Annotated in this window: 27 protein-coding genes and 1 tRNA gene; 11 read left to right on the forward strand and 17 right to left on the reverse strand. The window is 66.7% G+C overall.

From position 1 onward, the window contains the following. The first annotated feature begins 53 nt into the window (after positions 1–53). Complete coding sequence (locus ACIP21_RS19115) at positions 54–1,925, forward strand: TonB-dependent receptor domain-containing protein (protein WP_400690678.1); 1,872 nt, start codon at positions 54–56, stop codon at positions 1,923–1,925. On the opposite strand, the gene ACIP21_RS19120 is transcribed toward ACIP21_RS19115, so the two are convergent. From ACIP21_RS19120 to nrdR, 12 genes are all read right to left on the reverse strand, one after another. Continuing rightward, a complete protein-coding gene (locus ACIP21_RS19120; protein ID WP_400690681.1) occupies positions 1,897–2,715 on the reverse strand; it encodes a cobalamin-binding protein in 819 nt (272 codons plus the stop codon). The genes ACIP21_RS19115 and ACIP21_RS19120 overlap by 29 nt on opposite strands. Then, positions 2,715–3,134, reverse strand: a complete 420-nt coding sequence (locus ACIP21_RS19125; protein ID WP_400690684.1) for an MFS transporter — start codon at positions 3,132–3,134, stop codon at positions 2,715–2,717. Before ACIP21_RS19125 ends, ACIP21_RS19120 begins: the two co-directional genes overlap by 1 nt. After that, a complete protein-coding gene (gene ribA / locus ACIP21_RS19130) occupies positions 3,131–3,748 on the reverse strand; it encodes a GTP cyclohydrolase II (RefSeq protein WP_400690687.1) in 618 nt (205 codons plus the stop codon). The genes ACIP21_RS19125 and ribA overlap by 4 nt, the downstream gene beginning before the upstream one ends. 240 nt (positions 3,749–3,988) lie before the next feature. Beyond that, positions 3,989–4,732 (reverse strand): substrate-binding periplasmic protein, encoded by a 744-nt coding sequence (locus tag ACIP21_RS19135; protein WP_400690689.1) that lies wholly within the window; start codon positions 4,730–4,732, stop codon positions 3,989–3,991. 16 nt (positions 4,733–4,748) lie between these two features. Further along, positions 4,749–5,252 carry a phosphatidylglycerophosphatase A gene (locus ACIP21_RS19140; RefSeq protein ID WP_400690692.1) on the reverse strand — a complete coding sequence of 168 codons (504 nt, stop codon included), beginning with the start codon at positions 5,250–5,252 and terminating at the stop codon, positions 4,749–4,751. Beyond that, a complete protein-coding gene (gene thiL / locus ACIP21_RS19145) occupies positions 5,249–6,208 on the reverse strand; it encodes a thiamine-phosphate kinase (RefSeq protein WP_400690695.1) in 960 nt (319 codons plus the stop codon). Before thiL ends, ACIP21_RS19140 begins: the two co-directional genes overlap by 4 nt. 18 nt (positions 6,209–6,226) lie before the next feature. Then, positions 6,227–6,727: a transcription antitermination factor NusB gene (gene nusB, locus ACIP21_RS19150; protein ID WP_400690698.1), complete on the reverse strand. Its 501-nt coding sequence runs from the start codon at positions 6,725–6,727 to the stop codon at positions 6,227–6,229. Further along, a complete protein-coding gene (gene ribE, locus ACIP21_RS19155; RefSeq protein WP_391131027.1) occupies positions 6,724–7,200 on the reverse strand; it encodes a 6,7-dimethyl-8-ribityllumazine synthase in 477 nt (158 codons plus the stop codon). The genes nusB and ribE overlap by 4 nt, the downstream gene beginning before the upstream one ends. 92 nt (positions 7,201–7,292) lie before the next feature. Then, a complete protein-coding gene (ribBA, locus tag ACIP21_RS19160; RefSeq protein WP_012270288.1) occupies positions 7,293–8,384 on the reverse strand; it encodes a bifunctional 3,4-dihydroxy-2-butanone-4-phosphate synthase/GTP cyclohydrolase II in 1,092 nt (363 codons plus the stop codon). An 18-nt stretch (positions 8,385–8,402) separates the two neighbouring features. Further along, complete coding sequence (locus tag ACIP21_RS19165; protein ID WP_016484696.1) at positions 8,403–9,068, reverse strand: riboflavin synthase; 666 nt, start codon at positions 9,066–9,068, stop codon at positions 8,403–8,405. Positions 9,069–9,110: 42 nt separating this feature from the next. Then, the gene (gene ribD, locus ACIP21_RS19170; RefSeq protein WP_400690702.1) at positions 9,111–10,241 is read right to left on the reverse strand and encodes a bifunctional diaminohydroxyphosphoribosylaminopyrimidine deaminase/5-amino-6-(5-phosphoribosylamino)uracil reductase RibD; all 1,131 of its coding nucleotides are present in this window, start codon (positions 10,239–10,241) and stop codon (positions 9,111–9,113) included. Between the two features lie 2 nt (positions 10,242–10,243). Then, positions 10,244–10,708 (reverse strand): transcriptional regulator NrdR, encoded by a 465-nt coding sequence (nrdR, locus tag ACIP21_RS19175; protein ID WP_400690705.1) that lies wholly within the window; start codon positions 10,706–10,708, stop codon positions 10,244–10,246. Positions 10,709–10,814: 106 nt separating this feature from the next. Here nrdR and ACIP21_RS19180 point away from each other — a divergent pair, with 106 nt between their 5' ends. From ACIP21_RS19180 to trxA, 3 genes are read left to right on the forward strand one after another with little or no spacing between them, the layout of a single operon-like run. Further along, complete coding sequence (locus tag ACIP21_RS19180) at positions 10,815–11,267, forward strand: YbaY family lipoprotein (protein ID WP_400690707.1); 453 nt, start codon at positions 10,815–10,817, stop codon at positions 11,265–11,267. Beyond that, positions 11,268–11,927, forward strand: a complete 660-nt coding sequence (locus ACIP21_RS19185; RefSeq protein WP_400690710.1) for a class I SAM-dependent methyltransferase — start codon at positions 11,268–11,270, stop codon at positions 11,925–11,927. Positions 11,928–11,958: 31 nt separating this feature from the next. Further along, complete coding sequence (gene trxA, locus ACIP21_RS19190; RefSeq protein WP_400690712.1) at positions 11,959–12,831, forward strand: thioredoxin; 873 nt, start codon at positions 11,959–11,961, stop codon at positions 12,829–12,831. A 137-nt stretch (positions 12,832–12,968) separates the two neighbouring features. On the opposite strand, the gene ACIP21_RS19195 is transcribed toward trxA, so the two are convergent. Continuing rightward, on the reverse strand, positions 12,969–13,313 hold the full coding sequence (locus tag ACIP21_RS19195) for a hypothetical protein (RefSeq protein ID WP_400690715.1): 345 nt from the start codon (positions 13,311–13,313) through the stop codon (positions 12,969–12,971). 135 nt (positions 13,314–13,448) lie between these two features. Here ACIP21_RS19195 and ACIP21_RS19200 point away from each other — a divergent pair, with 135 nt between their 5' ends. The 5 genes from ACIP21_RS19200 to ACIP21_RS19220 all read left to right on the forward strand — a co-directional run bounded on the left by ACIP21_RS19200 (position 13,449) and on the right by ACIP21_RS19220 (position 17,441). After that, on the forward strand, positions 13,449–14,024 hold the full coding sequence (locus ACIP21_RS19200; RefSeq protein ID WP_400690718.1) for a DUF2796 domain-containing protein: 576 nt from the start codon (positions 13,449–13,451) through the stop codon (positions 14,022–14,024). A gap of 1 nt (position 14,025) precedes the next feature. Beyond that, positions 14,026–14,736 (forward strand): ABC transporter ATP-binding protein, encoded by a 711-nt coding sequence (locus tag ACIP21_RS19205; RefSeq protein ID WP_400690721.1) that lies wholly within the window; start codon positions 14,026–14,028, stop codon positions 14,734–14,736. Then, entirely contained in the window at positions 14,736–16,001 is a 1,266-nt protein-coding gene (locus ACIP21_RS19210) for an ABC transporter permease (protein WP_400690723.1), read from the forward strand. Before ACIP21_RS19205 ends, ACIP21_RS19210 begins: the two co-directional genes overlap by 1 nt. Before the next feature lie 164 nt (positions 16,002–16,165). Next, a complete protein-coding gene (locus tag ACIP21_RS19215) occupies positions 16,166–16,648 on the forward strand; it encodes a DUF3299 domain-containing protein (RefSeq protein ID WP_400690725.1) in 483 nt (160 codons plus the stop codon). Positions 16,649–16,757: 109 nt separating this feature from the next. Then, positions 16,758–17,441 carry an OmpW family protein gene (locus ACIP21_RS19220; RefSeq protein WP_400690728.1) on the forward strand — a complete coding sequence of 228 codons (684 nt, stop codon included), beginning with the start codon at positions 16,758–16,760 and terminating at the stop codon, positions 17,439–17,441. Positions 17,442–17,566: 125 nt separating this feature from the next. On the opposite strand, the gene ACIP21_RS19225 is transcribed toward ACIP21_RS19220, so the two are convergent. From ACIP21_RS19225 to ACIP21_RS19235, 3 genes are all read right to left on the reverse strand, one after another. Next, positions 17,567–18,499 carry an NAD-dependent epimerase/dehydratase family protein gene (locus ACIP21_RS19225; RefSeq protein ID WP_400690731.1) on the reverse strand — a complete coding sequence of 311 codons (933 nt, stop codon included), beginning with the start codon at positions 18,497–18,499 and terminating at the stop codon, positions 17,567–17,569. Further along, complete coding sequence (locus ACIP21_RS19230; protein WP_400690734.1) at positions 18,492–19,376, reverse strand: sugar nucleotide-binding protein; 885 nt, start codon at positions 19,374–19,376, stop codon at positions 18,492–18,494. Before ACIP21_RS19230 ends, ACIP21_RS19225 begins: the two co-directional genes overlap by 8 nt. Positions 19,377–19,567: 191 nt before the next feature. Further along, the gene (locus ACIP21_RS19235) at positions 19,568–20,377 is read right to left on the reverse strand and encodes a helix-turn-helix domain-containing protein (protein WP_400690737.1); all 810 of its coding nucleotides are present in this window, start codon (positions 20,375–20,377) and stop codon (positions 19,568–19,570) included. A gap of 179 nt (positions 20,378–20,556) precedes the next feature. On the opposite strand from ACIP21_RS19235, the gene ACIP21_RS19240 reads away from it, so the two are divergent. Next, on the forward strand, positions 20,557–21,999 hold the full coding sequence (locus tag ACIP21_RS19240) for an alanine/glycine:cation symporter family protein (RefSeq protein ID WP_400690740.1): 1,443 nt from the start codon (positions 20,557–20,559) through the stop codon (positions 21,997–21,999). Between the two features lie 72 nt (positions 22,000–22,071). After that, complete coding sequence (locus ACIP21_RS19245; RefSeq protein WP_400690742.1) at positions 22,072–23,058, forward strand: asparaginase; 987 nt, start codon at positions 22,072–22,074, stop codon at positions 23,056–23,058. A gap of 141 nt (positions 23,059–23,199) precedes the next feature. On the opposite strand, the gene ACIP21_RS19250 is transcribed toward ACIP21_RS19245, so the two are convergent. Continuing rightward, positions 23,200–23,295, reverse strand: a tRNA-Sec gene (locus ACIP21_RS19250). Positions 23,296–23,297 lie beyond the last annotated feature (2 nt).

A 23,297-nucleotide genomic window follows, 5' to 3' on the forward strand; every position in this document is an offset into this window, starting at 1 on the left:
GAGCGGCCTTGTGTCGCGATCGAGGGCGCAGCCCTCGCAAAATGGAACAGCCAATGAAAAAATCCGCCTGTGCCGCACTACTGTGCGCCCCTACACTCCTGCTGGCCGCCGAACGCGACAACGCCCTCAAGCTCCCCGACGTGCTGATCAGCGCCAACCGCCAGGTCGAATCGCGCACGGCCACCAGCGCCGCCAACACCGTCTTCACCCGCACCGACATCGACCGCCTGCAACCCTCCAGCGTCACCGACCTGCTGACCCGCGTGCCCGGCGTGCAGGTCGCGCCCACCGGCGGCCGTGGCAGCCTGCCCGGGATCTTCATCCGCGGCACCAAGGCCGCCCAGACCCTGGTGCTGGTCGACGGCGTGCGCATCGCCAATGCCACTTCCGGCGACAGCGGCCTGCAGTTTCTCGACGTCGACCAGATCGAGCGCGTCGAGGTGCTGCGCGGCTCGCGCTCGGCGGTGTACGGCAGCGATGCCATCGGCGGCGTGATCCAGATCTTCACCCGCCGCAGCAGCGGCCCCGGCCTGCAACCGCGCCTGCGCCTGGCCGCCGGCAGCCAGCAGACGTTGCAGCGCAGCCTGGGGCTGTCCGGCGGCGATGACACCACCCGTTTCAACCTCGGCGCCAGCCTCGACGAAACCGCCGGCATCGACTCGACCGGCCCGTCGCTGGCCAGCGACGGCGACCACGACGCCTACCGTAACCGCTCGCTCAACCTCAGCCTGAGCCACACCTTCGGCGAGCGCTTCGAGGCCGGCCTGAACCTGCTCGACAGCCACGGCCGCAGCGAATACGACAACCCGTTCGGCCGCTTCGACCCGGTGACCTTCGAGAGTTTCGGGCAAAAGCCCTACACCGACTTCAACGTCAGCAGCCTGGGCAGCTACTTCGACGCCCAGCTCACCGACATCTGGCATTCGCGCCTGGAACTGGCCCACAGCGAAAACCGCGACGACAAGCGTGACAAGCTCAGCGACGAGCGCTCCGTGTTCAACACCTACCGCGACCAGGTCACCTGGCAGAACGACCTGGCGCTGGCCGAGCGGCACAACCTGCTGGTCGGCGGCGATTGGTACGAAGACCGCGTGCACGCCAGCACCGACTTCAGCGAAGACAGCCGCTGGAACCGCGCCGCATTCATCCAGCACCGCTACAGCGGCGAAGCGTTCTCCACCGAGCTGGGCGTGCGACATGACCAGAACCAGCAGTTCGGTGGCCAGACGACCTGGAGCGGTAGCCTGACCGTGCCGCTGAACCCGCACAACGACGTGCTGCTGTCCTACAGCGAAGGCTTCCGCGCCCCGACCTTCAACGACCTGTACTACCCGCTGTTCAGCAACCCGGACCTCAAGCCCGAGCGCTCGAAGAGCTATGAAGTGCAGTGGCGCAGCCAACTGACCCGCGACAGCCGCCTGGAAGCCTCGCTGTACCGCACCGACCTGCGCGACGCGATCATCTTCGGCCAGGATTCGATCCCGCGTAACGTCGCCTCGGCCCGCATCAACGGCTTCGAGCTGGCGCTGGCCCAGCAATGGGGCGCATGGCGCAGCCAGCTCGGCCTGGCGCTGACCGACCCGCGCGACCGCGACAGCGGCCACACCCTGGCTCGCCGTGCAAGGCGCACCCTGAGCCTGGACCTGGATCGCCAGTTCGAGCGTTTCGATGTGGGCGCCAGCTGGCAGGCCGTGAGCGCCAGCTACGATGACGAGGCCAACCGCAACCGCCTCGGCGGCTACGGCCTGCTGGGCCTGCGCGCTGGCTGGAAGGCAACCGACGAAGTGAAGCTCGACGTGAAGCTGGATAACCTGCTGGACAAGGACTACAGCCGGGCGCTGTACAGCTACGACGGGGCCAGCCATGGCTACCGCGAGGAAGGCCGCACCGTGCTGTTCAGCGTGACCTGGACGCCGGCGCTCTAGCCGCCAGCAGCGCACACAGGCGCGCGGTCGCCTCGATCATCTGCCCGCTGGGCCGCTCCAGGCCCTTGTCCGGCACCACCAACAAGCCGCCCTGGGCCACGGCCGTGAGCCGTGGCCAGGCCTTCCAGCTGGCCAACTGCGCCGGGTCGCCGGCCAGGATCACCTGCGGATCGCGCAGCAGCACCGACTCCACGTTCACCTGCGGCGCCGGCAGGTGCTGGTCGGCGAAGACATTGCGCGCGCCACAGACGGTCAGTGCATCGCTGACCACCTGCTGCCCGCCGAGGGTATACAGCGGGCGGTCCCAGACCTGATAGAACACCCGCAGCGGTTTTTCGCGCCGGTACAGCTGGCGCAGCTGCTGCAAACGCCCACGCAGCCCCTCTACGTACTCGCGCCCCTGCTCGGCCCGGCCGACCTGCACGGCAATCGCCTCGATCTGTTCGAGCAGCTGGTTCAGGTCGTGGGGTTCGGCACTGTAGGTGGCGATGCCCAGGCGCTTGAGCTGGTCGCGCTGGGCCGGCGCCACGCTGCCGGGCCACAGCAGCAACAGGTCCGGGCGCAGGCTGAGCAGGCGTTCCATGTCGAGCTGGCCCTGGCGCCCCACCGAAGGCAAGGTGCGCAGGGCGGCGGGCCGTTCGCCGCCGTCGAGCACGCCCACCAGCAGGTCGTCGGCGTGCAGTTCGAGCATGATTTCGCTCATCGACGGCGCCAGGCTGACCACCCGCAGCGGCTCGCCGGCCTGCGCAGTGCAGGCCAGCAGTGCCAGCAGGCAGAGCAGGAGGCGCATCAGCCGAGCTGACGCGGAATGCGATAGAGGTAGAGCAGCACCACGGTGGACAGCGCCAGGAGAATCTGCGGCACCGCCTCGAGCCCCACCAGCACCGACAGCGCAGCGACCCAGGCCGGGAAGCAGGCGAACAGCATGGCCATGCGCCGTACCCGCGCCAGCAGGATCCACGCAGCCGGCTCTTCGGCGCTGCCGAGCACCTTGGAGGTGGCGATCAACGTCCGCTTGTAGGCACCGAAGCGCGGCAAGCTGAGGAACATGGTGGCCGCGCCGCCGATGAACAGCGGCATGGCCAGGACCGGGATCAGCGCATCGCCACCGCCAAAGGCCCAGGCCATCACCGGCAGCGGCACCAGGCCGACCGCCAGGTACTGCCACCAGGCCAGCGCCAGGCGCCGCTTCACCTCGGCGCGGGTCACGCCTGGGGCGCCTCGCCCTGGTGTTCGTTGCCCAGCATGTGGCCCAGCTTGCCGGCCTTGGTCGCCAGGTAGTAACGGTTGTGCGGGTTGTGGCCGGTGTGCAGCGGCACCCGCTCGGCGACCTTGATGTTCATGTCGGTCAGTGCCTTGACCTTGCGCGGGTTGTTGGTCATCAGGCGCAGCGACTTCACCCCCAGGTGCTCCAGCATTGGCAGGCACATGGCGTAGTCGCGCTGGTCGGCGGCGAAGCCCAGGCGCTCGTTGGCCTCGACGGTGTCGGCGCCACCGTCTTGCAGTTCGTAGGCGCGAATCTTGTTCAACAGGCCAATGCCACGGCCTTCCTGGCGCAGGTACAGCAGCACGCCACGGCCTTCACGGGCGATGGCCTGCAGGGCGGCTTCCAGTTGCGAACCACAGTCGCAACGCTGGCTGAACAGGGCATCGCCGGTCAGGCACTCGGAGTGCAGGCGCCCCAGCACCGGCTCGCCATCGGCGATGTCACCCAGGCTGAGCACCACGTGCTCGCGGCCAGTGGCTTCGTCGAGGAAGCCATGCATGGTGAAGATCGCAAAGGGAGTCGGGAGTTTCGAGGCGGCGACAAAGACGACGGGCACGTTGTGCTCCTGGTGTTAAGTAGGAAATTTCTCGTGAGCCGATTGTATCAGCAGGTTGGCCAGTGTGCCCCCGTTGAATACCGAGGGTTAAGATCGAAAAGTTCGATGCTTAGCTGACCCTACAGGCCCCCTGTGGGAGCGGGTTTACCCGCGAAGAAGGCGACGCGGTGGATGGCACCGGCTTTGCCGGTGTTCGCGGGTGAACCCGCTCCCACAGGGATCGCACTAACTTTGCACAGGTTACTGCGGCTTGCTGTCCTGGGTGAACGGATACGGCTGCTTCCAGTGCTCGAAGATCGGCTTCAGCTCGCCGCTGCGCACCAGCTCGGCCATGCGCCGGTCGAACAGGTCACGCAGCGCGCGGGCCTCGTCGGTGCGCGAGAACGCCAGGTACAGCGGCAGTTCGGCCACATGGGTGCGACGGAATTTATCCGGCTGCGAGCTCTGGCCTTGCACGTAGTCGACTTCGGTCAGGGCATCGATGTAGAAGTCCACCCGGTCATGCTCGAGCATCGGCAGGATGCCCTCGCGGCGCTGGATTTCGCGGAAGTCACGCACGTTGGGCAGGTAGCTGTCGTAGTCGTAGCCGCGCACCCAGGCCAGGCGGAACTGACCGAGGGTATCGAGGGTCGGCACCGGCCGGTCGGCCAGGCCCAGGGCATAGATGTGGTCCATGTCGAAGTGCCAGCGCGGGTACAGGTTGTCCTCGTTCTCTTCCTTGTACGAGCCCACCCAGGCATCGGCCTCGCCGCGCTTGACCAGGCCCACCGCACGGCTGTACGGCGCGCTCTTGGTCAACACCTTGACCCCGGCCGGCTCGAACACCTTGCGCAGCACGTCCCAGGCCAGGCCGTTGCCCTTGGCATCGGTGTAGTCGATCCATTCCTCGCTGACCAGGCGCACCTGCTTGGGGAGCCCTTGCGCCGCCGTCACCCAGGGGGCGACGCTCAGCAACATTGCCAGCAGCACAATCCTTATGGCCATCCAACGCACTCCTGTCTCAGCCTATCGCCCACACCAGCACTTGCATGCCCAGCCAGGCGAACACGCCGGCCAGGATATCGTCGAGCATGATCCCGACCCCGCCATGCACATGGCGGTCGATCCAGCGGATCGGCCACGGCTTGAGGATGTCGAAGAAGCGGAACATCAGGAACCCGGCGAGGATCCACTGCCACCCTTCCGGCACCAGCCAGAGGGTGATCCACATGCCGACCATCTCGTCCCAGACAATGCCTTCATGGTCGTGCACGCGCAAGTCGTTGGCGACCTTGCCGCACAGCCAGAAGCCGAACAGCATCATCACGCCCAGCAACAGCCAGTAGCCCCAGTCGGGCAGCATCTGCCACAGCGGGATGAACGGGATCGCCACCAGCGAGCCCCAGGTCCCGGGGGCCTTGGGCAAGGTGCCGGAGCCGAAGCCGAAGGCGATGAAGTGCCACGGATTGCGCCAGACCGATGGCGGAACGAACTCCGCAGGCACCTGGTTGGGGTGGTCGGTCACGGTGTCTCCCTAAAATGTTGATAGCCCCGCTGCGCGGGGGTGATGTCCTGGCCCTGCGCATCGCGCAAGGTCACGCCCTGGCCATCGAGCACGCGACCGATCACGTGCAGCTCGACGCCTTCGAGTTCGGCCAGCGCCGCCGCTGGCAGGGTGAAGGCCAGCACGTAGTCGTCACCGCCGGTGAGCGCTGCCAGCCGGGCCCCGTCAGGCCCGAGGAAGGCCTGCAGAGCAGGAGACACTGGCACCTGCGCCAGGTTCACCTCGAGCGCCACGCCGGACGCCTTGGCGATATGCCCGCAGTCGGCGAGCAGGCCATCGGAGATGTCCAGCGCCGCCGTGGCATGGCCGCGCAGGCGCTGGCCCAGCTCCAGCTGTGGCAGCGGCGACCAGTAATGGGCCAGCAGCGGCTCGGCCTGCTCGGCCGGCGCCTCGCGCTCGCCCAGCACCAGCGGCAACGCTCCCGCCGCCTTGCCCAGCGTACCGCCCACGCACAGCAAATCGCCCGGCCGCGCGCCGCTGCGGCGCAGGGCCTGGCCGGCCGGCACGCGGCCGAACACGGTGACGGTGATGCTCAAGGGGCCACGGGTGGTGTCGCCGCCGATCAGGCTCATGCGGCAGCGCTGGGCCATGCGGCTCAGGCCGTCGGCAAACGCGCCGAGCCAGTCGGGGCCGACGTCGGGCAGGGTCAGGGCGAGGGTGAAACCGATGGCGGTCGCGCCCATGGCCGCCAGGTCGCTGGCCGCCACGGCCAAGGCACGTTGGCCCAGCAGCAGTGGCTCGCACACGGTGGGGAAATGCACGCCGGCGACCAGGGTGTCGGTCGACACCGCCAGTTGCTCGCCAGGTGGAAGGTCCAGCAGGGCGCAGTCGTCGCCGATGCCAAGGGCCACGCCCTCGCCGCCCTGCGCACAGGGCGCGGCGGCGAAGTAATGGTTGATCAGCTCGAACTCACCCATGGCTCGGCAGCGCCAGGATCAGCGCTTGTTCGCCTTGACCTCTGCTTCACGCAGGGCCGGGGCGAGCTTGTCCAGCACACCGTTGACGAACTTGTGGCCGTCGGTGGCACCGAAGACCTTGGCCAGCTCCACGCCTTCGTTGATCACCACGCGGTACGGTACGTCGACGCGCTTGATCAGCTCCCAGGTGGACAGACGCAGCACAGCCAGCTCGACCGGGTCGAGCTCTTCCAGGGCGATGGTCATGCACGGCACCAGCGCCTTGTCGATCTCGACCTTGATTGCCGGGACCCCATGCAGGATCTCGCGGAAATAGGCGCCGTCGACATCGGTGAAATCGTTATCGACCCGGAACTGCGCTTCGATCTCGTTCAGCGAATGCTGGGCCATGTGCCACTGGTAGAGGGCCTGGGTCGCGAGCTTGCGGGCTTCGCGGCGCTTGGCGCTCTTCGAGGGCTTGCCGGCATCCGCAGGTTTTGGATCGCGCGGGTTGAAACGATCGCTTTCGTCGCTAATCACTTGGCCTCCAACTGCGCCAGCAGGCTGACCATTTCCAGAGCGGACAGGGCAGCTTCACCGCCTTTGTTGCCAGCCTTGGTGCCGGAGCGCTCGATGGCCTGCTCGATGGAGTCGACGGTCAGAACGCCGAAGGCCACCGGTACGCCGAACTCCATGGACACCTGGGCCAGGCCCTTGGTGCATTCGCCCGCCACGTATTCGAAGTGCGGGGTACCGCCACGGATCACTGCGCCCAGGGCGATGATCGCGTCGTAAGCGCCTTGCTGGGCGACTTTCTGTGCCACCAGCGGGATTTCGAACGCGCCCGGGGCACGGATGATGGTGATGTCGCTTTCGCTGACACCGTGGCGAACCAGGGTATCAACGGCGCCGCTTACCAGGCTTTCGACGACGAAGCTGTTGAAGCGGCCAACCACCAAAGCATAGCGACCTTTGGGGGCGATGAAGGTACCTTCGATGGTCTTCAGGGTCATTCCGATATTCTCATCTTCAAGAGCGAGGCCGCATGCAAGCGGCCTCGACAGGGGTCTGGACTCGAGCTGGAGGGCGTCAATGCCGCCTCAAGTCACTCGGAGGGCACGTATTCTACAACTTCCAGATCGAATCCGGATATCGCATTGAACTTCATCGGCGAACTCATCAGGCGCATCTTGCGCACACCGAGGTCGCGCAGGATCTGCGAACCGGCACCGACGGTGCTGTAGGTGGTCGGCGCCTTGGTCGGCGCATCGCCCGCGCTTTCGCGGATGTGCGCCAGCAGCACGTCGCCGTCCAGCGGGTGGCCCAGCAGCAGCACCACGCCGCTGCCGGCCTCGGCCACGGCGGCCATCGCCGCGCGCAGGCTCCAGCGGCCCGGCTGCTTGACCAGCAGCAGGTCACGCAGCGGGTCCATGTTGTGCACGCGCACCAGGGTCGGCTCTTCGGCGCAGATCTTGCCCAGGGTCAGGGCCATGTGCACGTCGCCTTCCACCGCGTCGCGGTAGGTGACCAGGTTGAATTCGCCCAGCTCGCTCTCCACCGGCTGCTCGGAGACGCGCTGCACGGTGCGCTCGTGGATCATGCGGTAGTGGATCAGGTCGGCGATGGTGCCGATCTTCAGGCCGTGCTCGGCGGCGAACACTTCCAGCTCGGCGCGGCGCGACATGGTGCCGTCGTCGTTCATCACTTCGCAGATCACGCCGCTCGGCTCGAAGCCGGCCATGCGCGCCAGGTCGCAGGCCGCTTCGGTGTGGCCGGCGCGGGCCAGGGTGCCGCCGGGCTGGGCCATCAGTGGGAAGATGTGGCCAGGGCTGACGATGTCTTCGGCCTTGGCGTCCTTGGCCGCTGCAGCCTGCACGGTGCGGGCGCGGTCGGCGGCGGAGATGCCGGTGGTGACGCCTTCGGCGGCCTCGATCGACACGGTGAACTTGGTACCGAAGCCCGAGCCGTTGCGCGGCGCCATCAGCGGCAGCTTCAGGGTCTCGCAGCGCTCGCGGGTCATCGGCATGCAGATCAGGCCACGGGCGTGCTTGGCCATGAAGTTGATGTGCTCGGGCAGGCAGCACTCGGCCGCCATGATGATGTCGCCTTCGTTCTCGCGGTCTTCGTCATCCATGAGGATGACCATTTTGCCCTGGCGGATGTCTTCGACCAGTTCTTCGATGCTGTTGAGCGCCACTCGGCACCCCCTTCTCAATCAGGATTTCAAGAAGCCGTTGGCGGCCAGGAAGCTTTCGGTGATGCCACTGCCCTTGCTCGGTTCGGCCGCCTTGTCACCCAGCAGCAAGCGCTCCAGGTAACGGGCCAGCAGGTCGACCTCAAGGTTCACCCGACGCCCTGCGCGGTAGTCGGCCATGATGGTTTCGGACAGGGTGTGCGGGACAATGGTCAGCTCGAATTCGGCGCCATTGACCTCGTTGACCGTCAGGCTGGTGCCGTCGACGGTGATCGAGCCCTTGTGGGCGATGTACTTGGCCAGCTCCTTGGGCGCACGCACGCGGAACTGGATGGCGCGGGCGTTATCGCTGCGCGAGATGATTTCGCCGACACCGTCGACATGGCCGCTGACCAGGTGGCCGCCGAGGCGGGTGGTCGGGGTCAGGGCCTTTTCCAGGTTGACCTTGCTGCCGCTCTTGAGGTCGATGAACGCGGTGCGCTTGAGGGTCTCGACGCTGACGTCGGCCCAGAACCCGTTGCCCGGCAGCTCGACGGCGGTCAGGCACACGCCGTTGACGGCGATGCTGTCGCCGAGCTTGACGTCACCCAGGTCGAGCTTGCCGGTGTCGACGTGGACGCGCACGTCACCGCCCTTGGGGGTCAGGCTGCGGATGGTGCCGATGGATTCGATGATGCCGGTGAACATGGGGACTTCCTCAGAAACGGGTTGCGCGGGGCAAGCCGGGCATTATACGCCGGGCGCCGGCAGAGGGATGGCCGTGACCCGCCAGTCATCGCCCACTGCGCGCATGTCGGTGATTTTCAGCCGTGGCGCCTGGCTCATCTTGTCCAGCGGCCAGTCCAGCAACGGCCTGGCCTGGGAGCCGAGGAAGGTGCCGGCGACGAACAGCTGGAATTCGTCGACCAGGCCCAGCTGGGCAAAGGCGCCGACCAGGCCGGCACCGGCTTCCAGCAGGATTTCGTTGACGCCACGGGCGGCCAGCGCCTGCAGCAGCGCAGGCAGCTCGACCTGGCCATTGTCGCCCGGCAGGCTGAGCAATTCATGGCCGGCAGCGGCATAGCGCGGGTCGTCCGCGACAGCGGTCACCACCAGCGCCGGCCCGGCCTGGAAGAACGGCGCGTCCAGCGGCAGGCGCAGGCGGCCGTCGACCAGCACGCGCAGCGGCGTGCGGCTCATGGCCAGGACGGTGGTTTCGGCGTCCAGGCCCAGCTCGGCGCCGCGCACGGTCATCCGCGCGTTGTCGGCCAGCACACTGGCGGCGCTGGTCAGTACCACGCTGGAACGGGCGCGCAGGCGCTGCACGGCGCTGCGGGCAGCAGGGCCGGTGATCCACTGGCTCTCGCCACTGGCCATGGCGGTGCGCCCGTCCAGGCTCATCGCCAGCTTGGCACGAACGAACGGCAGGCCGTGCTCCATGCGCTTGAGGAAGCCTGGGTTGAGGGCACGGGCCTCGCCTTCGAGCACGCCACTGGCGACCTCGATGCCGGCCTCGGCCAGGCGTCGCAGGCCTTGGCCTGCGACTTGCGGGTTAGGGTCCTGCATGGCCGCCACCACCCGCGCCACACCGGCCTTGACCAGCGCTTCGGCGCACGGTGGCGTGCGGCCGTGGTGGCTGCACGGTTCCAGGGTCACGTAGGCGCAGGCGCCGCGGGCCAGCTCACCGGCCTGGCGCAGGGCATGCACCTCGGCATGCGGCTCGCCGGCGCGCACGTGCCAGCCTTCGCCGACCACCTGGCCATCGCGAACGATCACGCAGCCCACGCGGGGGTTGGGGTGGGTGCTGTACACACCCTTGCGCGCCAGCTCCAGCGCGCGGGCCATGTAATGGGCGTCGAGGATCGCGGTCTGGCTGGGCATGCTCACTCTTTGGCCGGCTCGCGGGCCAGGCGGTCGATTTCTTCGCGGAATTCGTCGAGGTCCTGGAAGCGCCGGTACACCGAGGCGAAGCGGATGTAGGCGACTTCGTCGAGCTTGCGCAGCTCGGCCATGACCATTTCACCCACCACCAGCGACTTGACCTCGCGCTCGCCGGTGGCGCGCAGGCGGCTCTTGATGTGCGCCAGCGCCGCTTCCAGGCGCTCGATGCCGACCGGGCGCTTTTCCAGCGCACGCTGCATGCCGGCGCGCAGCTTCTCTTCGTCGAAGGGCTGGCGGGTGCCGTCCTGCTTGATCAGCCGCGGCAGCACCAGCTCGGCGGTTTCGAAGGTGGTGAAGCGCTCGCCGCAGGCGACGCATTCACGGCGGCGGCGCACCTGTTCGCCCTCGGCGACCAGACGCGAGTCGATGACCTTGGTGTCGTTGGCACCGCAAAAGGGACAGTGCATGGTGGCAGGCAACAAAAAAAGGGAGGGCCATGGTAGCGCATTGCACTGGCAAGACAAGCCAAAGGGGTTAACATCCATAGAATTATGCCCCGTGAAGGACCCACCCATGCCTGTTCGTGCGCTCCTCGTGCTGTGCTGCGCCACCCTGCTCGCCGCCTGCGGCAGTGACCGGCCCAAGACCGAAGCCGCCCCTGCCACCGCGCCGGCCGCCACCGTCAGAAAGGCCCAGCCGCTGGGCCCGTTGCCGGCCTACCAGCGCGAGCTGAGCGGCACCCTGACGGAAATCCCGGCCGGCGCCGACGTGGAGCTGGCGCTGCTGGTGATCGACGAGCGCGACCGCCCGCAACAGTTGCTGGCCAGCAGCACCCTGACCGGCACCGGCCAGGCCCTGCCCTACCAGCTGCGCTTCAACCCCGAGGCCTTCCCGGCCGGTGCGCGGGTCGAGCTGCGCGGCCGCGCCAGCCGTTCCGGCCAGCTGATCATGCACCTGCCGCCGGTGCGCATCCTCCAGGCCCAGACCCAGGCCACCGGCCCGCTGCGCTTCGAAGCGGTGCCGTAAGTGGCGCCGCTTGCCCTGCAACAGGCCCTGAGCGGCCTGATCGGCGAAGCGCGCCTGGTGGTCAGCGACCTGCCCGAGTGCGCGCTGAAGCTGTGGCTCATCGACGACCAGAACATGGACCGCGCCTTCAGCAGCGAAGAAACCCGGCGCATCCTCGAAGAACCCCCGTACTGGAGCTTCTGCTGGGCCAGCGGCCTGGCCATGGCCCGCTACCTGGCGGCGCACCCCGAGTGGGTGGCCGGCAAGCGCGTGCTGGATTTCGGCGCCGGCTCCGGCATTGCCGGCATCGCCGCCGCCCGTGCCGGCGCGCTGGAAGTGGTGGCCTGCGACCTCGACCCGCTGGCCCTCGACGCCTGCCGCGCCAACGCCGCGCTCAACGGTGTGGAACTGGGCTACAGCAGCGACTTCTTCGCCGAGGCCGACCGCTTCGACCTGATCCTGGTGGCCGACGTGCTCTACGACCGGGCCAACCTGCCCTTGCTCGACGCCTTCCTCGGCCGCGGCCGCCAGGCCCTGGTGGCCGACTCGCGGGTGCGTGATTTCGATCACCCGCTGTACCGTCAGCTGGGCGTGCTGCAAGCCCTGACCTTGCCGGACCTGGCCGAGCCGCACGAATTCCGCCGGGTCAGCCTGTACCACGCCAGTCGCGAGCCTTTATAGTGGTGTCATTCACGGATTTGCGAGAGTCGCGATGAGCCAGGACACCCCTTATATCTTCGATGCCACCGATGCCAACTTCCAGCAACTGGTGATCGAGAACTCCTTCCACAAACCGGTACTGGTCGACTTCTGGGCCGAGTGGTGCGCGCCGTGCAAGGCGCTGATGCCGCTGCTGGCGAAGATCGCCGAGGGTTACCAGGGCGAGCTGCTGCTGGCCAAGATCAACTGCGATGTCGAGCAGCAGGTGGTGGCCCAGTTCGGCATCCGCAGCCTGCCGACCGTGGTGCTGTTCAAGGATGGCCAGCCGGTCGATGGTTTTGCCGGTGCGCAGCCTGAGTCGGCGATCCGCGCCATGCTCGAACCACATGTGCAGATGCCTGCCGCGCCTGCCGCCTCGCCGCTGGAGCAGGCCAAGGCGCTGTTCGCCGAAAGCCGTTTCGCCGAGGCCGAAGCCCTGCTGCAGGCGTTGCTGGGTGAAGACAACAGCAATGCCGAAGCGCTGATCTACTATGCCCGCTGCCTGGCCGAACGGGGTGAGCTGGGTGAAGCCCAGATGGTGCTGGACGCGGTCAAGACCGACGAGCACAAGGCCGCGCTGGCCGGCGCCAAGGCCCAGCTGACCTTCCTGCGCCAGGCCGCCAGCCTGCCGGAGGTTGCCGACCTGAAGAGCCGCCTGGCGCAGAACCCGCAGGATGACGAAGCGGCTTACCAACTGAGCATCCAGCAGCTGGCGCGCCAGCAGTACGAGGCGGCATTGGATGGGTTGCTGAAGCTGTTCCAGCGTAACCGCGGGTATGAGAACGGGCTGCCGCAGAAGGCGATGCTGCAGGTGTTCGAGCTGCTGGGCAGTGATCACCCGCTGGTGGGTGTGTACCGCCGCCGCTTGTCTTCGGCCATGTTCTGACCACAAGCCCCTTGCGAGGGCTTCGCCCTCGTTCGCGGGTAAACCCGCTCCCACAGGTACGGCGCCTCCTTCACAACCAGTGAGTCCCCTGTGGGAGCGGGTTTACCCGCGAAGAGGCCCAAACAGGCAAAGCACTGTCATCCCACCCAGTGATACACCGGCGCATCCACGCCACTTTCCACCTTCACCTCACTGCTGTGGCGCAACCGCACCAGCAGCCGCTTGCCCGCCGCCGTACTGCCGGCCAGCCCTTCCAGCCGGTCCAGCAACTCCGGCCCGCTCATCTGCCCCGCCTGGCGCAGCACATCACGTGCCGCCGCCCACTGCCCGTCATCCTGGCGTGGCACAGCCGCCACGGCCCCCACGGCCGCCTGAACCACCGCCGGCACATCCACCTGACGCCCCAGTTGCGCCCACTCGTGGGGCTCCAGTTCGACCGTCAGGTCCACCGGCCAGTCACCAATCTGTCCACGAATTCTCACGATGATTTCCTTGCACGCAGGTCGATACAGGCCATGCTACCGCAACATGAAACCTGCGCCACCCAGGCTGGCGGGCCGGAGAAAAGTTGTTATAACATAACCTAATATTTTCCCAGCCTCTTACTGGAGTCGTCCATGCGTCGTTTGCTGCTCGCCCTGCCCTTCGCCCTGCTGCCCCTGGCCGTGGCCCATGCCCACGACGAACATGACCACGAGCATGCCCACGGCACCCTCGGCGCCCACGAGCACGGCGTGGCCAAGCTCAACGCGGTGCTCGACGGCAACACCCTGGAACTGGAGCTGGACAGCCCGGCCATGAACCTGGTGGGCTTCGAGCACATGGCCAGCAGCGATGCCGACAAGGCCAAGGTGGCCGCCGTGCGCCAGCAGCTCGAACAACCGCTGAAGCTGTTCGGCCTGGCTGCCGCCGCCGGCTGCAAGGAAGACCAGCAGGAACTGGAAAGCCCGCTGTTCGGTGATGCAGCCAAGGCTGACGACGACGCTGACGAACACGAGAAGGGCCATGTGCACAGCGACATCAACGCCCACTACCAGCTGACCTGCGCCAACCCGGAAAAACTCGCCCAGGTCGACCTGGCCCCGTTCTACAAGGCCTTCCCGTCCACCCAGAAGATCAACGTGCAGCTGATCGGCCCGAACGGCCAGAAAGGCATCGAGACGTCGCCGGCCAAGGCCGTGGTCGCATTCTGAAATGAGCCAGGCGTTGATTGAACTGCACGACCTGCTATTCGCCTGGCCCGGCCAGGCGCCGCTGCTGGATATCCCGGCGTTCCGCCTGGATGCCGGCGAAGCGCTGTTCCTCAAGGGCCCCAGCGGCAGTGGCAAGACTACCCTGCTGGGCCTGCTGGGCGGGGTCAACCGGCCCGGCCAGGGGCGCATCCAGTTGCTCGGCCAGGACCTAGGCACTCTGGGCCAGGGCGCCCGCGACCGCTTCCGCGTGGACCACACCGGCTACATCTTCCAGCAGTTCAACCTGCTGCCGTTCCTGTCGGTGCGCGAGAACGTCGAGTTGCCCTGCCGCTTCTCGCGCAGCCGCGCCGCGCGCGCCGTGCAGCGCCATGGCAGTGTCGACCAGGCCGCCCGCGAACTGCTGGCGCACCTGGGCCTGGGTGACCCGGCACTGCTCGCCCGGCGCGCCGACAGCCTGTCCATCGGCCAGCAGCAGCGCGTGGCCGCTGCCCGCGCGCTGATCGGCCAGCCGGAGCTGGTGATCGCCGACGAGCCGACCTCGGCGCTCGACGCCGACACCCGCGAAGCCTTCATCCGCCTGCTGTTCGACGAATGCCGTGCCGCGGGCTCCAGCCTGCTGTTCGTCAGCCACGACCAGAGCCTGGCGCCACTGTTCGACCGTCACCTGTCCCTGGCCGAACTCAACCGCGCCGCCACGCCCCGGGAGGCCTGATGTACCTGCTCCGCCTTGCCCTGGCCAGCCTGGCCAACCGCCGTTTCACCGCGTTTCTCACCGCCTTCGCCATCGCCCTGTCGGTGTGCCTGCTACTGGCCGTCGAGCGCGTGCGCACCGAAGCCCGCGCCAGTTTCGCCAGCACCATCAGCGGCACCGACCTGATCGTCGGCGCCCGTTCGGGTTCGGTGAACCTGCTGCTGTATTCGGTGTTCCGCATCGGCAACGCCACCAACAACATCCGTTGGGACAGCTTCCAGCACTACACCCAGGACCCACGGGTGAAGTGGGCGATCCCGATCTCGCTGGGCGACTCGCACCGCGGCTACCGGGTGATGGGCACCACCACCGAGTACTTCGACCACTACCAGTACGGCCGCAAGCAACACCTGCAACTGAGCCAGGGCCGCGCCTTCGCCAGCGACCCGTTCGAGGTGGTGCTCGGTGCCGAAGTGGCCGACACCCTGCACTACAAGCTCGGCGACAAGCTGGTGCTGGCGCACGGTGTAGCGGCGATCAGCCTGGTCAAGCACGACGACAAGCCGTTCACCGTCGTCGGCGTGCTCGAGCGCACCGGCACCCCGGTGGACCGTACCCTGCACATCAGCCTCGGCGGCATGGAGGCCATCCACATCGACTGGCACAACGGCGTGCCGGCCCGCGGCGCCGGGCGCATCAGCGCCGACCAGGCGCGCGGCATGGACCTGCAACCCACCGCCATCACCGCCTTCATGCTCGGCCTGAACAGCAAGATCGCCACCTTCAGCCTGCAACGCGAGATCAACGAATACCGCAGCGAGCCTTTGCTGGCGATCCTGCCCGGGGTGGCCTTGCAAGAGCTGTGGAGCCTGATGGGCACGGCCGAGCAGGCGCTGTTCGTGGTGTCGTTGTTCGTGGTACTGACCGGCTTGATCGGCATGCTCACGGCGATCCTCACCAGCCTCAACGAACGCCGCCGGGAGATGGCGATCCTGCGCTCGGTGGGTGCGCGGCCCTGGCACATCGCCGGGCTGCTGGTGCTCGAAGCGCTGGCGCTGGCCGTGGCCGGGATCGCCGCCGGGCTTGGCTTGCTGTATGCGGGGATCGCCGTGGCCCAGGGGTATGTGCAGGCCAACTATGGCTTGTACCTGCCGCTGGCCTGGCCCAGTGGCCATGAGTGGGCCTTGCTGGCCATCATCCTCGGCGCAGCCCTGCTGATGGGCAGCGTACCGGCCTGGCGTGCCTATCGGCAGTCGTTGGCCGATGGCCTGTCGATCCACCTTTGAGAGCCTTTGCAATGATCCGCAATCTCACCGCCTTCTTCGCGGGTAAACCCGCTCCCACAGATGCAGCGCAGAGCTTGAGGCCAGCGGAAAACCCTGTGGGAGCGGGTTTACCCGCGAAGAGGCCAGCAAAGGCAGCACAACTCTTGCTGGCAGTACTTCTGTCGATGGCTCTCCCCTGCTGGGCGGACGAGGCGCGCGAACTGGACTGGCCCGCCCTCATCCCCGAGGGCGCGCCGGTCATCCCGCCGCAACTGGCGCCGCTGCACGACATGTCGCAGCTGAGCAATGCGCTGTCCGCCGAGTCCGCGCCGCCGGCACGCCAGCAGGCGCCCGACGCCCCGGTGGTGAAAACCCTCGACGGCCAGCAGGTGAAGATCCCCGGCTACATCGTGCCGCTGGACGTGAACGAGGAAGGCCGCACCACCGACTTCCTGCTGGTGCCCTACTACGGCGCCTGCATCCATGTGCCACCTCCACCGTCGAACCAGATCGTGCATGTCACCAGCGAAATGGGCGTGCGCGTGGAGGACCTCTACCAGCCCTACTGGATCGAAGGAAAGATGCAGGTTAGAGCCTCCAGTAGCGAACTGGCCGACGCCGGTTACCAGATGGATGCCGAGAAAATATTCGTTTATGAGCTGAAGTGAGAACGGTTTCAAATTCGTGACGACGCTTCTTTGAGCTGGGTCAAATAAACGCTTCGGGCAGCTCCTTACCATTGGGACAGTTGATTAATAACGTCCTTTGGGAGCTTCCATGAACAAGTCCTTGCTCGGTGCCTCACTCGTGGCCCTTGCGCTCGCCGCCCCTGCCGCACATGCCTACCAGGCCGGTGACATGATCCTGCGCGCCGGTGCCATCACCACCGCACCGAACGAAAACAGCAGCGACCTGAAATTCGACGGCAACAAGGTCTCGGGCACCAAGGCGACCCTGGACAGCGATACCCAGCTGGGCCTGACCTTCGCCTACATGCTCACCGACCACGTCGGCCTCGAGCTGCTGGCCGCCACCCCGTTCAAGCACACCGTGGGCGTCAAGGGCCTGGGCGGCGGCCTGGACGGCAAGCTGGCCGACATCAAGCAGCTGCCACCGACCCTGTCGCTGCAGTACTACCCGATGGAGCCGACCTCCAGGTTCCAGCCGTATGCCGGCATCGGCATCAACTACACGCTGTTCTTCGACGAAGACCTCAGCAGCGAGCGCAAGCAGCAGGGCTTCAGCAACCTCAAGCTGCAGGACTCGGTGGGCATCGCCGGGCAGTTGGGCATGGACTACATGATTACCGACAACCTGCTGGTCAACGCCTCGGTCTGGTACGTCGACATCGACACCAAGGCCAGCGTCGACGGGCCGGCGGCGCTGGGCTACAGCAAGACCAAGGTCAATGTCGAGGTTGACCCATGGGTGTATATGGTCGGCTTGGGCTACAAGTTTTGAGCTGATGATGCTGGGGGCCGCTTTGCGGCCCTTTCGCGACACAAGGCCGCTCCTACAGGGGATCGCGTAACGCCTGTAGGAGCGGCCTTGTGTCGCGAAAGGGCTGCAAAGCAGCCCCAGCTATCTCAACCCTTACCAAGCAGCCGAGCCAACCCCTCGACAACCGAAGTCGGCTCCGCCAGCTCGAAACGCGCCAGCAAGCGCTGGTTATCGGCCCGCGAATGGCGAATATCACCCGAGCGCGCCTCGCCATGGCTGACCGCCGGCAAGCGGCCCAGCACCTGCTCCAGCGCCTTGAGCATCTGGTTAAGCGAAGTGGCCTGGTTCAGGCCAACGTTGACCGCGCCCTCTTCCACCTGCTCCAGCTCCAGCGCCTGCAGCATCACCCGCACCAGGTCGCCCACATAGAGGAAGTCGCGGGTCTGCTCGCCGTCGCCAAACACGGTGATCGGCAGCCCCTGGGTGGCACGCTCGCAGAAGATGCTGATCACCCCGGAATACGGCGAGGACGGGTCCTGGCGCGGCCCGAAGATGTTGAAGAAGCGGAACACCACCGGCTCCAGGCCATGCTGGCGGCGGTAGAAGTCCAGGTACTGCTCGCTGGCCAGCTTGTCCACCGCATAGGGGGTCAGCGGCGCCTTCGGCGTGTCTTCGCCGATCGCCTGGCCTTCGCCATTGTTGCCGTACACCGCCGCGCTGGAGGCGAACAGCACCCGGCGCACGCCGTGCACGCGCATGGCTTCGCAGACATTGAGGGTGCCGATGAAGTTGCTCTGGTGGGTCTTCACCGGGTCGTCGACCGACGCCTGCACCGAGGCCACCGCAGCCAGGTGCACCACGGCGCGGCAGCCCTCGGCGGCACGCAGTACCAGGCCGGCATCGGCGACGTCGCCTTCGATCAGTTCCAGGCGCGGATTGCCCAGCGGCAGGTTCTCGCGCTTGCCCATGGACAGGTCGTCGAGCACGCGCACCGCGTAGCCTTTGGCCAGCAATGCATCACACAGGTGCGAGCCGATGAAGCCGGCACCGCCGGTGATGAGGATGGGGGCGTCAGCCATGGCGGTAGAAACGGTCCAGTAGAGGTGGCAGGCCGGCGCGCCAGGCGCGCGGCTTGATGCCGAAGGTGTGAAGGATTTTCTTGCAGGCCAGCACTGCGTGCTGCGGCTCTTCGCTGGCATCCGGGCGCGCGGCGTGGGCCTGCGCGGTCGGTGCCTGCACCGCCAGCTGGCGGTACTGCCCGGCCTCGGTGAGGATCGCCTGGCCGAGCGCCAGCGGCGTGGTGGCCTCGTTGCCGGCGTAGTGATAGGTGCCCCACAGCGGCGCGCTGCAGTCGAGCTGCTTGAGCACCGAGAGGATCACCCGCGCAGCGTCGTCGACCGGCGTCGGGTTGCCCCGGCGGTCGTCGGCCAGCAGCAGTTCCTGGGGTTGCTCGGCGCGGGTCAGGAAGCGGCCCAGGGCGCCGTCGATGCTCTCGTCCAGCAGCCAGCCGAAACGCAGCAGCACATGCTGCGGGCAGGCCGCGCGCACGCTCTGCTCGATACGCCACAGTGCCTGGCCACGCTGGCCCAGCGGCACTGGCTCGTCCTTTTCGCTGTAGGCCGTTGCCCGCGAGCCATCGAACACCCGGTAGCTCGAAGGCTGCACCAGGGTGATCTGGTGATGCTGGCACAACTCCGCCAGGCGCTCCACCGCGCGCTCCTGCTGCGCCAGGCGCGGCTCGCTGACCGACTCGGCCTGGAACCAGTCGAAGTAGTAGGCCAGGTTGACCAGGGCGTCGGGGCGGTGATCGTCGAGCAGTTGGGTGAGGCTCGCCGGTGCCCAGCCATCTTCGGGCGGACGCGGCGCCAGGAATGCGATGTCCTCCTCGGCCCCGAGACGAATCAGCGCTTGCCCGAGGGCATTGCCACCACCCAACAGCATCAGGCGCATACGCATAGAGTCAGCAGATCCGAAAAGGTTGATTGAAGGAAAGGATCATTCTGCGGTTTCCGCTGCGGGAAGTCCAACCACCTGCTTTGTTGTGCAGCCTGTACCGGCCTCTTCGCGGGCAAGCCCGCTCCCACAAGGTTGCTGCAATTCCTGTGGGAGCGGGCTTGCCCGCGAAGAGGCCGGTACAGGCTGCACATTCATTCGACCTCGAACAGGCTGTTGCGCAGCGGCCCTGCACTCAAGCGCTCGCGCACGTCGTCATCGATGCGCGGATCATCCGGCCGATACAGTTTCACCTGCCGGTAGGCATTGATGCGGTTGATCTCCTCGCCCAGGTACTCCCACACCACCCGGGTGCAGGCCGGGTTGCGCCGGTCACCGCTGGAGACACCGGCCTTCAGGCCGTTCAGGCGGGTGATGCGGCTCTTGAAGCTGGGGATGAGGATGGTCTGGCTCATCTCGTTGAAGGTCAGCGACTCGTAGTCGATGAGAAACACCCGGTCCTGCAGCTGGAACGCCGCGCCCAGGTAGCGACAGCGTACCTCGGCGTGCTGGTCGGTGGCGCTGGAGCGCTCCTGGCGTTCCTGGCGCTCGAACAGGAAGCGCCCGCGCTCCTCCCACAGGTGCACCAGCGACACCAGGATGGTGCCGGGGACCGACATGCAGTTGGAATACTCGAAGTAGTAGCCGCAGTAGCGCGACAAGTTGCCGGCATGCTCGTGCAGCGGGCGGAACAGTTCGCTGATCGGGTCGGTCGGCTGGTCGGCCAGCGCCGAGACCCGCGCGCCGATCAGGCGGGCGAACTGCTCGGCCGGCAAATTCAGCTCGTAATCCTCGACGCCGAAGAAATCACCGATGCGCTTGAGGTTGAACGCCGTCGGACGGCTCTGCCCGCTCAGGTACTTGTTGAACTGCGCGCGGTTGATCGACAGCTGCCGGCAAACCTCGGAGATAGAGCGGTAATGGCTGCAGGCCAGTTTCAGGTTGGTAGCGAAATGATCGCTCATGACAGGGAACTCAGGTGACGCGAATGATGCCAGTGTAGCATCAAGTCGCACCAAGTCAGAGCAACCCGCGAAATTGTAACCACCCTTGTCATGGCCAACCATGCGCCCCAACGAATAGCGGTGCGCCTGCCGGCCGCTGGTCTTTCCACGCGAAGAATAAGAATCGAGGTCATTTTCCAATGCTCGAAGTACTCAACGATTTCCTTTCGGGGAAACTGCTCATCGTGCTGATCGTCGGTCTCGGCGGTTACTTCACCATCCGTTCGCGGTTCGTCCAGTTCCGCCACTTCGGCCACATGTTCGCCGTGTTCAAGGAATCGCTGCGTGGCCAGGCAGGCCAGCTGAGCTCCTTCCAGGCCCTGATGCTGAGCCTCGCCGGCCGCGTCGGCGCGGGTAACATCGCCGGTGTCGGCATCGCCGTGACCCTCGGTGGCCCAGGCGCGGTGTTCTGGATGTGGGTCACTGCCCTGGTCGGCATGGCCAGCAGCTTCTTCGAATGCACCCTGGCCCAGGTCTACAAGCGCGCCGACGGCGACGGCCTGTACCGCGGCGGCCCGGCGTACTACATCCTGCACGGCCTGAAGCGCAAGAACATGGCCATCGTGTTCTCGATCCTGCTGCTGGTCACCTACGGCTTCGCCTTCATCGGCCTGCAGTCGTACACCGTGACCCACTCGCTGCAGAACGCCTTCGACTTCGACCCGCGCCACACCGGTATCGTCCTGGCCGTGCTGCTGGCCATCACCTTCCTCGGTGGCATCAAGCGCATCGCCGCGGTGTCGGACCTGCTGGTACCGATCAAGACCCTGGCCTACATCGGCGTCACCCTGTACGTGATCGGCACCCAGATCGACCACGTGCCGGCCATGCTGGAAACCATCTTCAAGAGCGCCTTCGGCCTCGACCCGGCCTTCGGCGGCCTGCTCGGCAGCGCCATCGTGATGGGCGTGAAGCGTGGCGTGTTCGCCAACGAAGCGGGCCTGGGCAGTGCACCGAACGTGGCAGCGGTAGCCGCCGTGAAACACCCGGGCGCCCAGGGCGTGGTCCAGGCCTTCAGCGTGTTCCTCGATACCTTCGTGATCTGCACCTGCACCGCGCTGCTGATCCTGCTGTCGGGCTTCTACACCCCGGGCTTCGAAGGTGACGGCATCGTCCTGACCCAGAACTCGCTGGCCGCCGTGGTCGGTGACTGGGGCCGCCTGTTCGTCAGCGTCGCGCTGTCGCTGTTCGTCTTCACCTGCATCCTCTACAACTACTACCTGGGCGAGAACAGCCTGCAGTTCCTGAGCCGCAACCGCATCGTGCTGCTGGGCTTCCGCGCCCTGGTGCTGGCCCTGGTGGTGTGGGGTTCGATGCAGGACCTGTCGACCGTGTTCGCCTTCGCCGACATCACCATGACCTGCCTGGCGTTCGTCAACCTGGTGGCCCTGGCCCTGCTGTTCAAGGTCGGCCTGCGGGTGATGCGCGACTACGACGAGCAGCGCAAGGCCGGCGTCCAGCAGCCGGTGTTCGATTCGTCGAAATTCGCCGACCTGGACCTGGACCGCAATGCCTGGCCTGCCAATCCACAGGCGGAAACAGCCACTGACAAAGTTGCTGCCCAGGCTCAGCCGCAGCGCTGATACCCTCCCCTGCCCAGCCGCCCCGTCCGTGGGCGGCTGCTCCCTCTCCGCTCACCGCTACGGATGCTTTCCATGCGTGCAGTCCAGAATCTCCTCGTCCTCTACACCGGTGGCACCATCGGCATGCTCGAAACCGCCGAAGGCCTGGCGCCGGCCGGTGGTTTCGATGCGCGGATGCGCGAACACTTCGCCCAGCTCGCCGATGCGCCCCAGGTGCGGTGGACGCTGCAGGAAATGAACCCGCTGCTCGACAGCGCCAACATGCAGCAGCACAACTGGCTGGCGATGCGCGACGCCATCGTCGCCGGGGTGGATGCCGGGCATGACGCCGTGCTGGTACTGCACGGCACCGACAGCCTGGCCTACAGCGCCGCGGTGCTGTCGTTCCTGCTGCTGGGCCTGCCGGTACCGGTGCTGCTGACCGGCTCGATGCTGCCGGCCGGCGCGCCGGGCAGCGATGCCTGGGACAACCTGTGCGGCGCCCTGCGCCAGGTCGAGACGGGCCTGGAGGCTGGCGTGCAGCTGTACTTCCATGGCCAGTTGCTGCATGGCTGCCGCACCTCGAAGCTGCGCAGCGAGGCGTTCGACGCCTTTGCCGCGCTACCGCGCCATCGCGACGGCGAACGGGCAGCACAAGTGCCGGCCGAACTGGGTTATCGCCAGCCGCGCCAGGCGGTGAACCTGGCCGTGATGCCGGTGTACCCGGGGTTGCAGGCCGGGCACCTGAAGGGGCTGCTGGACAGCGGCGTGCAAGGGTTGCTGCTGGAATGCTATGGCAGCGGTACCGGGCCGTCGGATGACCTGGCCCTGCTGGAAGTGCTGCGTGCGGCGCGCCAGCGCGGGGTGATGCTGGTTGCCATCAGCCAGTGCCCGGAAGGGTCGGTGGTGTTCGATACCTATGCGGCGGGCAATCGCCTGCGTGGGGCCGGGATGGTGAGTGGTGGAGGCATGACCCGTGAGGCGGCGTTGGGCAAGATGTTCGCGCTGCTCGGGGCGGGGTTGGATGTCGAAGCGGCAGAGCAGTGGTTTGCGCTGGATCTGTGTGGGGAGCGGGTTTAGGTTTACGCCTTTCGGGCCCTTTCGCGGGTAAACCCGCTCCCACAGGGAACTCATAATTCTTGAGGCTGGTGCTGTACCTGTGGGAGCGGGTTCATCGAGGCGTCGAACCGCCGCGAAAGGGCCGTGACAGGAGAAAGAAAATGGCGGAAGGCAGCGGGAGTCGAACCTGCCCGGGAACGGCTGCCGTCCCCAACCGGGTTTGAAGCCCGGCCGCGCCACCGGGCGCGATTGCCTTCCTT

Source organism: Pseudomonas sp. NPDC089401, from assembly GCF_044749485.1.
In the GTDB taxonomy this organism is placed as follows: domain Bacteria; phylum Pseudomonadota; class Gammaproteobacteria; order Pseudomonadales; family Pseudomonadaceae; genus Aquipseudomonas.

Bases quoted from the DNA above. Each gene is read 5' to 3' on its own strand.
- ACIP21_RS19115 (WP_400690678.1), top strand. From the start codon at position 54: ATGAAAAAATCCGCCTGTGCCGCACTACTGTGCGCCCCTACACTCCTG.
- ACIP21_RS19120 (WP_400690681.1), bottom strand. From the start codon at position 2,715: ATGCGCCTCCTGCTCTGCCTGCTGGCACTGCTGGCCTGCACTGCGCAG.
- ACIP21_RS19135 (WP_400690689.1), bottom strand. From the start codon at position 4,732: ATGGCCATAAGGATTGTGCTGCTGGCAATGTTGCTGAGCGTCGCCCCC.
- thiL (WP_400690695.1), bottom strand. From the start codon at position 6,208: ATGGGTGAGTTCGAGCTGATCAACCATTACTTCGCCGCCGCGCCCTGT.
- ribE (WP_391131027.1), bottom strand. From the start codon at position 7,200: ATGACCCTGAAGACCATCGAAGGTACCTTCATCGCCCCCAAAGGTCGC.
- ACIP21_RS19165 (WP_016484696.1), bottom strand. From the start codon at position 9,068: ATGTTCACCGGCATCATCGAATCCATCGGCACCATCCGCAGCCTGACC.
- ribD (WP_400690702.1), bottom strand. From the start codon at position 10,241: ATGCCCAGCCAGACCGCGATCCTCGACGCCCATTACATGGCCCGCGCG.
- nrdR (WP_400690705.1), bottom strand. From the start codon at position 10,708: ATGCACTGTCCCTTTTGCGGTGCCAACGACACCAAGGTCATCGACTCG.
- ACIP21_RS19180 (WP_400690707.1), top strand. From the start codon at position 10,815: ATGCCTGTTCGTGCGCTCCTCGTGCTGTGCTGCGCCACCCTGCTCGCC.
- trxA (WP_400690712.1), top strand. From the start codon at position 11,959: ATGAGCCAGGACACCCCTTATATCTTCGATGCCACCGATGCCAACTTC.
- ACIP21_RS19200 (WP_400690718.1), top strand. From the start codon at position 13,449: ATGCGTCGTTTGCTGCTCGCCCTGCCCTTCGCCCTGCTGCCCCTGGCC.
- ACIP21_RS19205 (WP_400690721.1), top strand. From the start codon at position 14,026: ATGAGCCAGGCGTTGATTGAACTGCACGACCTGCTATTCGCCTGGCCC.
- ACIP21_RS19210 (WP_400690723.1), top strand. From the start codon at position 14,736: ATGTACCTGCTCCGCCTTGCCCTGGCCAGCCTGGCCAACCGCCGTTTC.
- ACIP21_RS19215 (WP_400690725.1), top strand. From the start codon at position 16,166: ATGGCTCTCCCCTGCTGGGCGGACGAGGCGCGCGAACTGGACTGGCCC.
- ACIP21_RS19220 (WP_400690728.1), top strand. From the start codon at position 16,758: ATGAACAAGTCCTTGCTCGGTGCCTCACTCGTGGCCCTTGCGCTCGCC.
- ACIP21_RS19225 (WP_400690731.1), bottom strand. From the start codon at position 18,499: ATGGCTGACGCCCCCATCCTCATCACCGGCGGTGCCGGCTTCATCGGC.
- ACIP21_RS19230 (WP_400690734.1), bottom strand. From the start codon at position 19,376: ATGCGTATGCGCCTGATGCTGTTGGGTGGTGGCAATGCCCTCGGGCAA.
- ACIP21_RS19235 (WP_400690737.1), bottom strand. From the start codon at position 20,377: ATGAGCGATCATTTCGCTACCAACCTGAAACTGGCCTGCAGCCATTAC.
- ACIP21_RS19240 (WP_400690740.1), top strand. From the start codon at position 20,557: ATGCTCGAAGTACTCAACGATTTCCTTTCGGGGAAACTGCTCATCGTG.
- ACIP21_RS19245 (WP_400690742.1), top strand. From the start codon at position 22,072: ATGCGTGCAGTCCAGAATCTCCTCGTCCTCTACACCGGTGGCACCATC.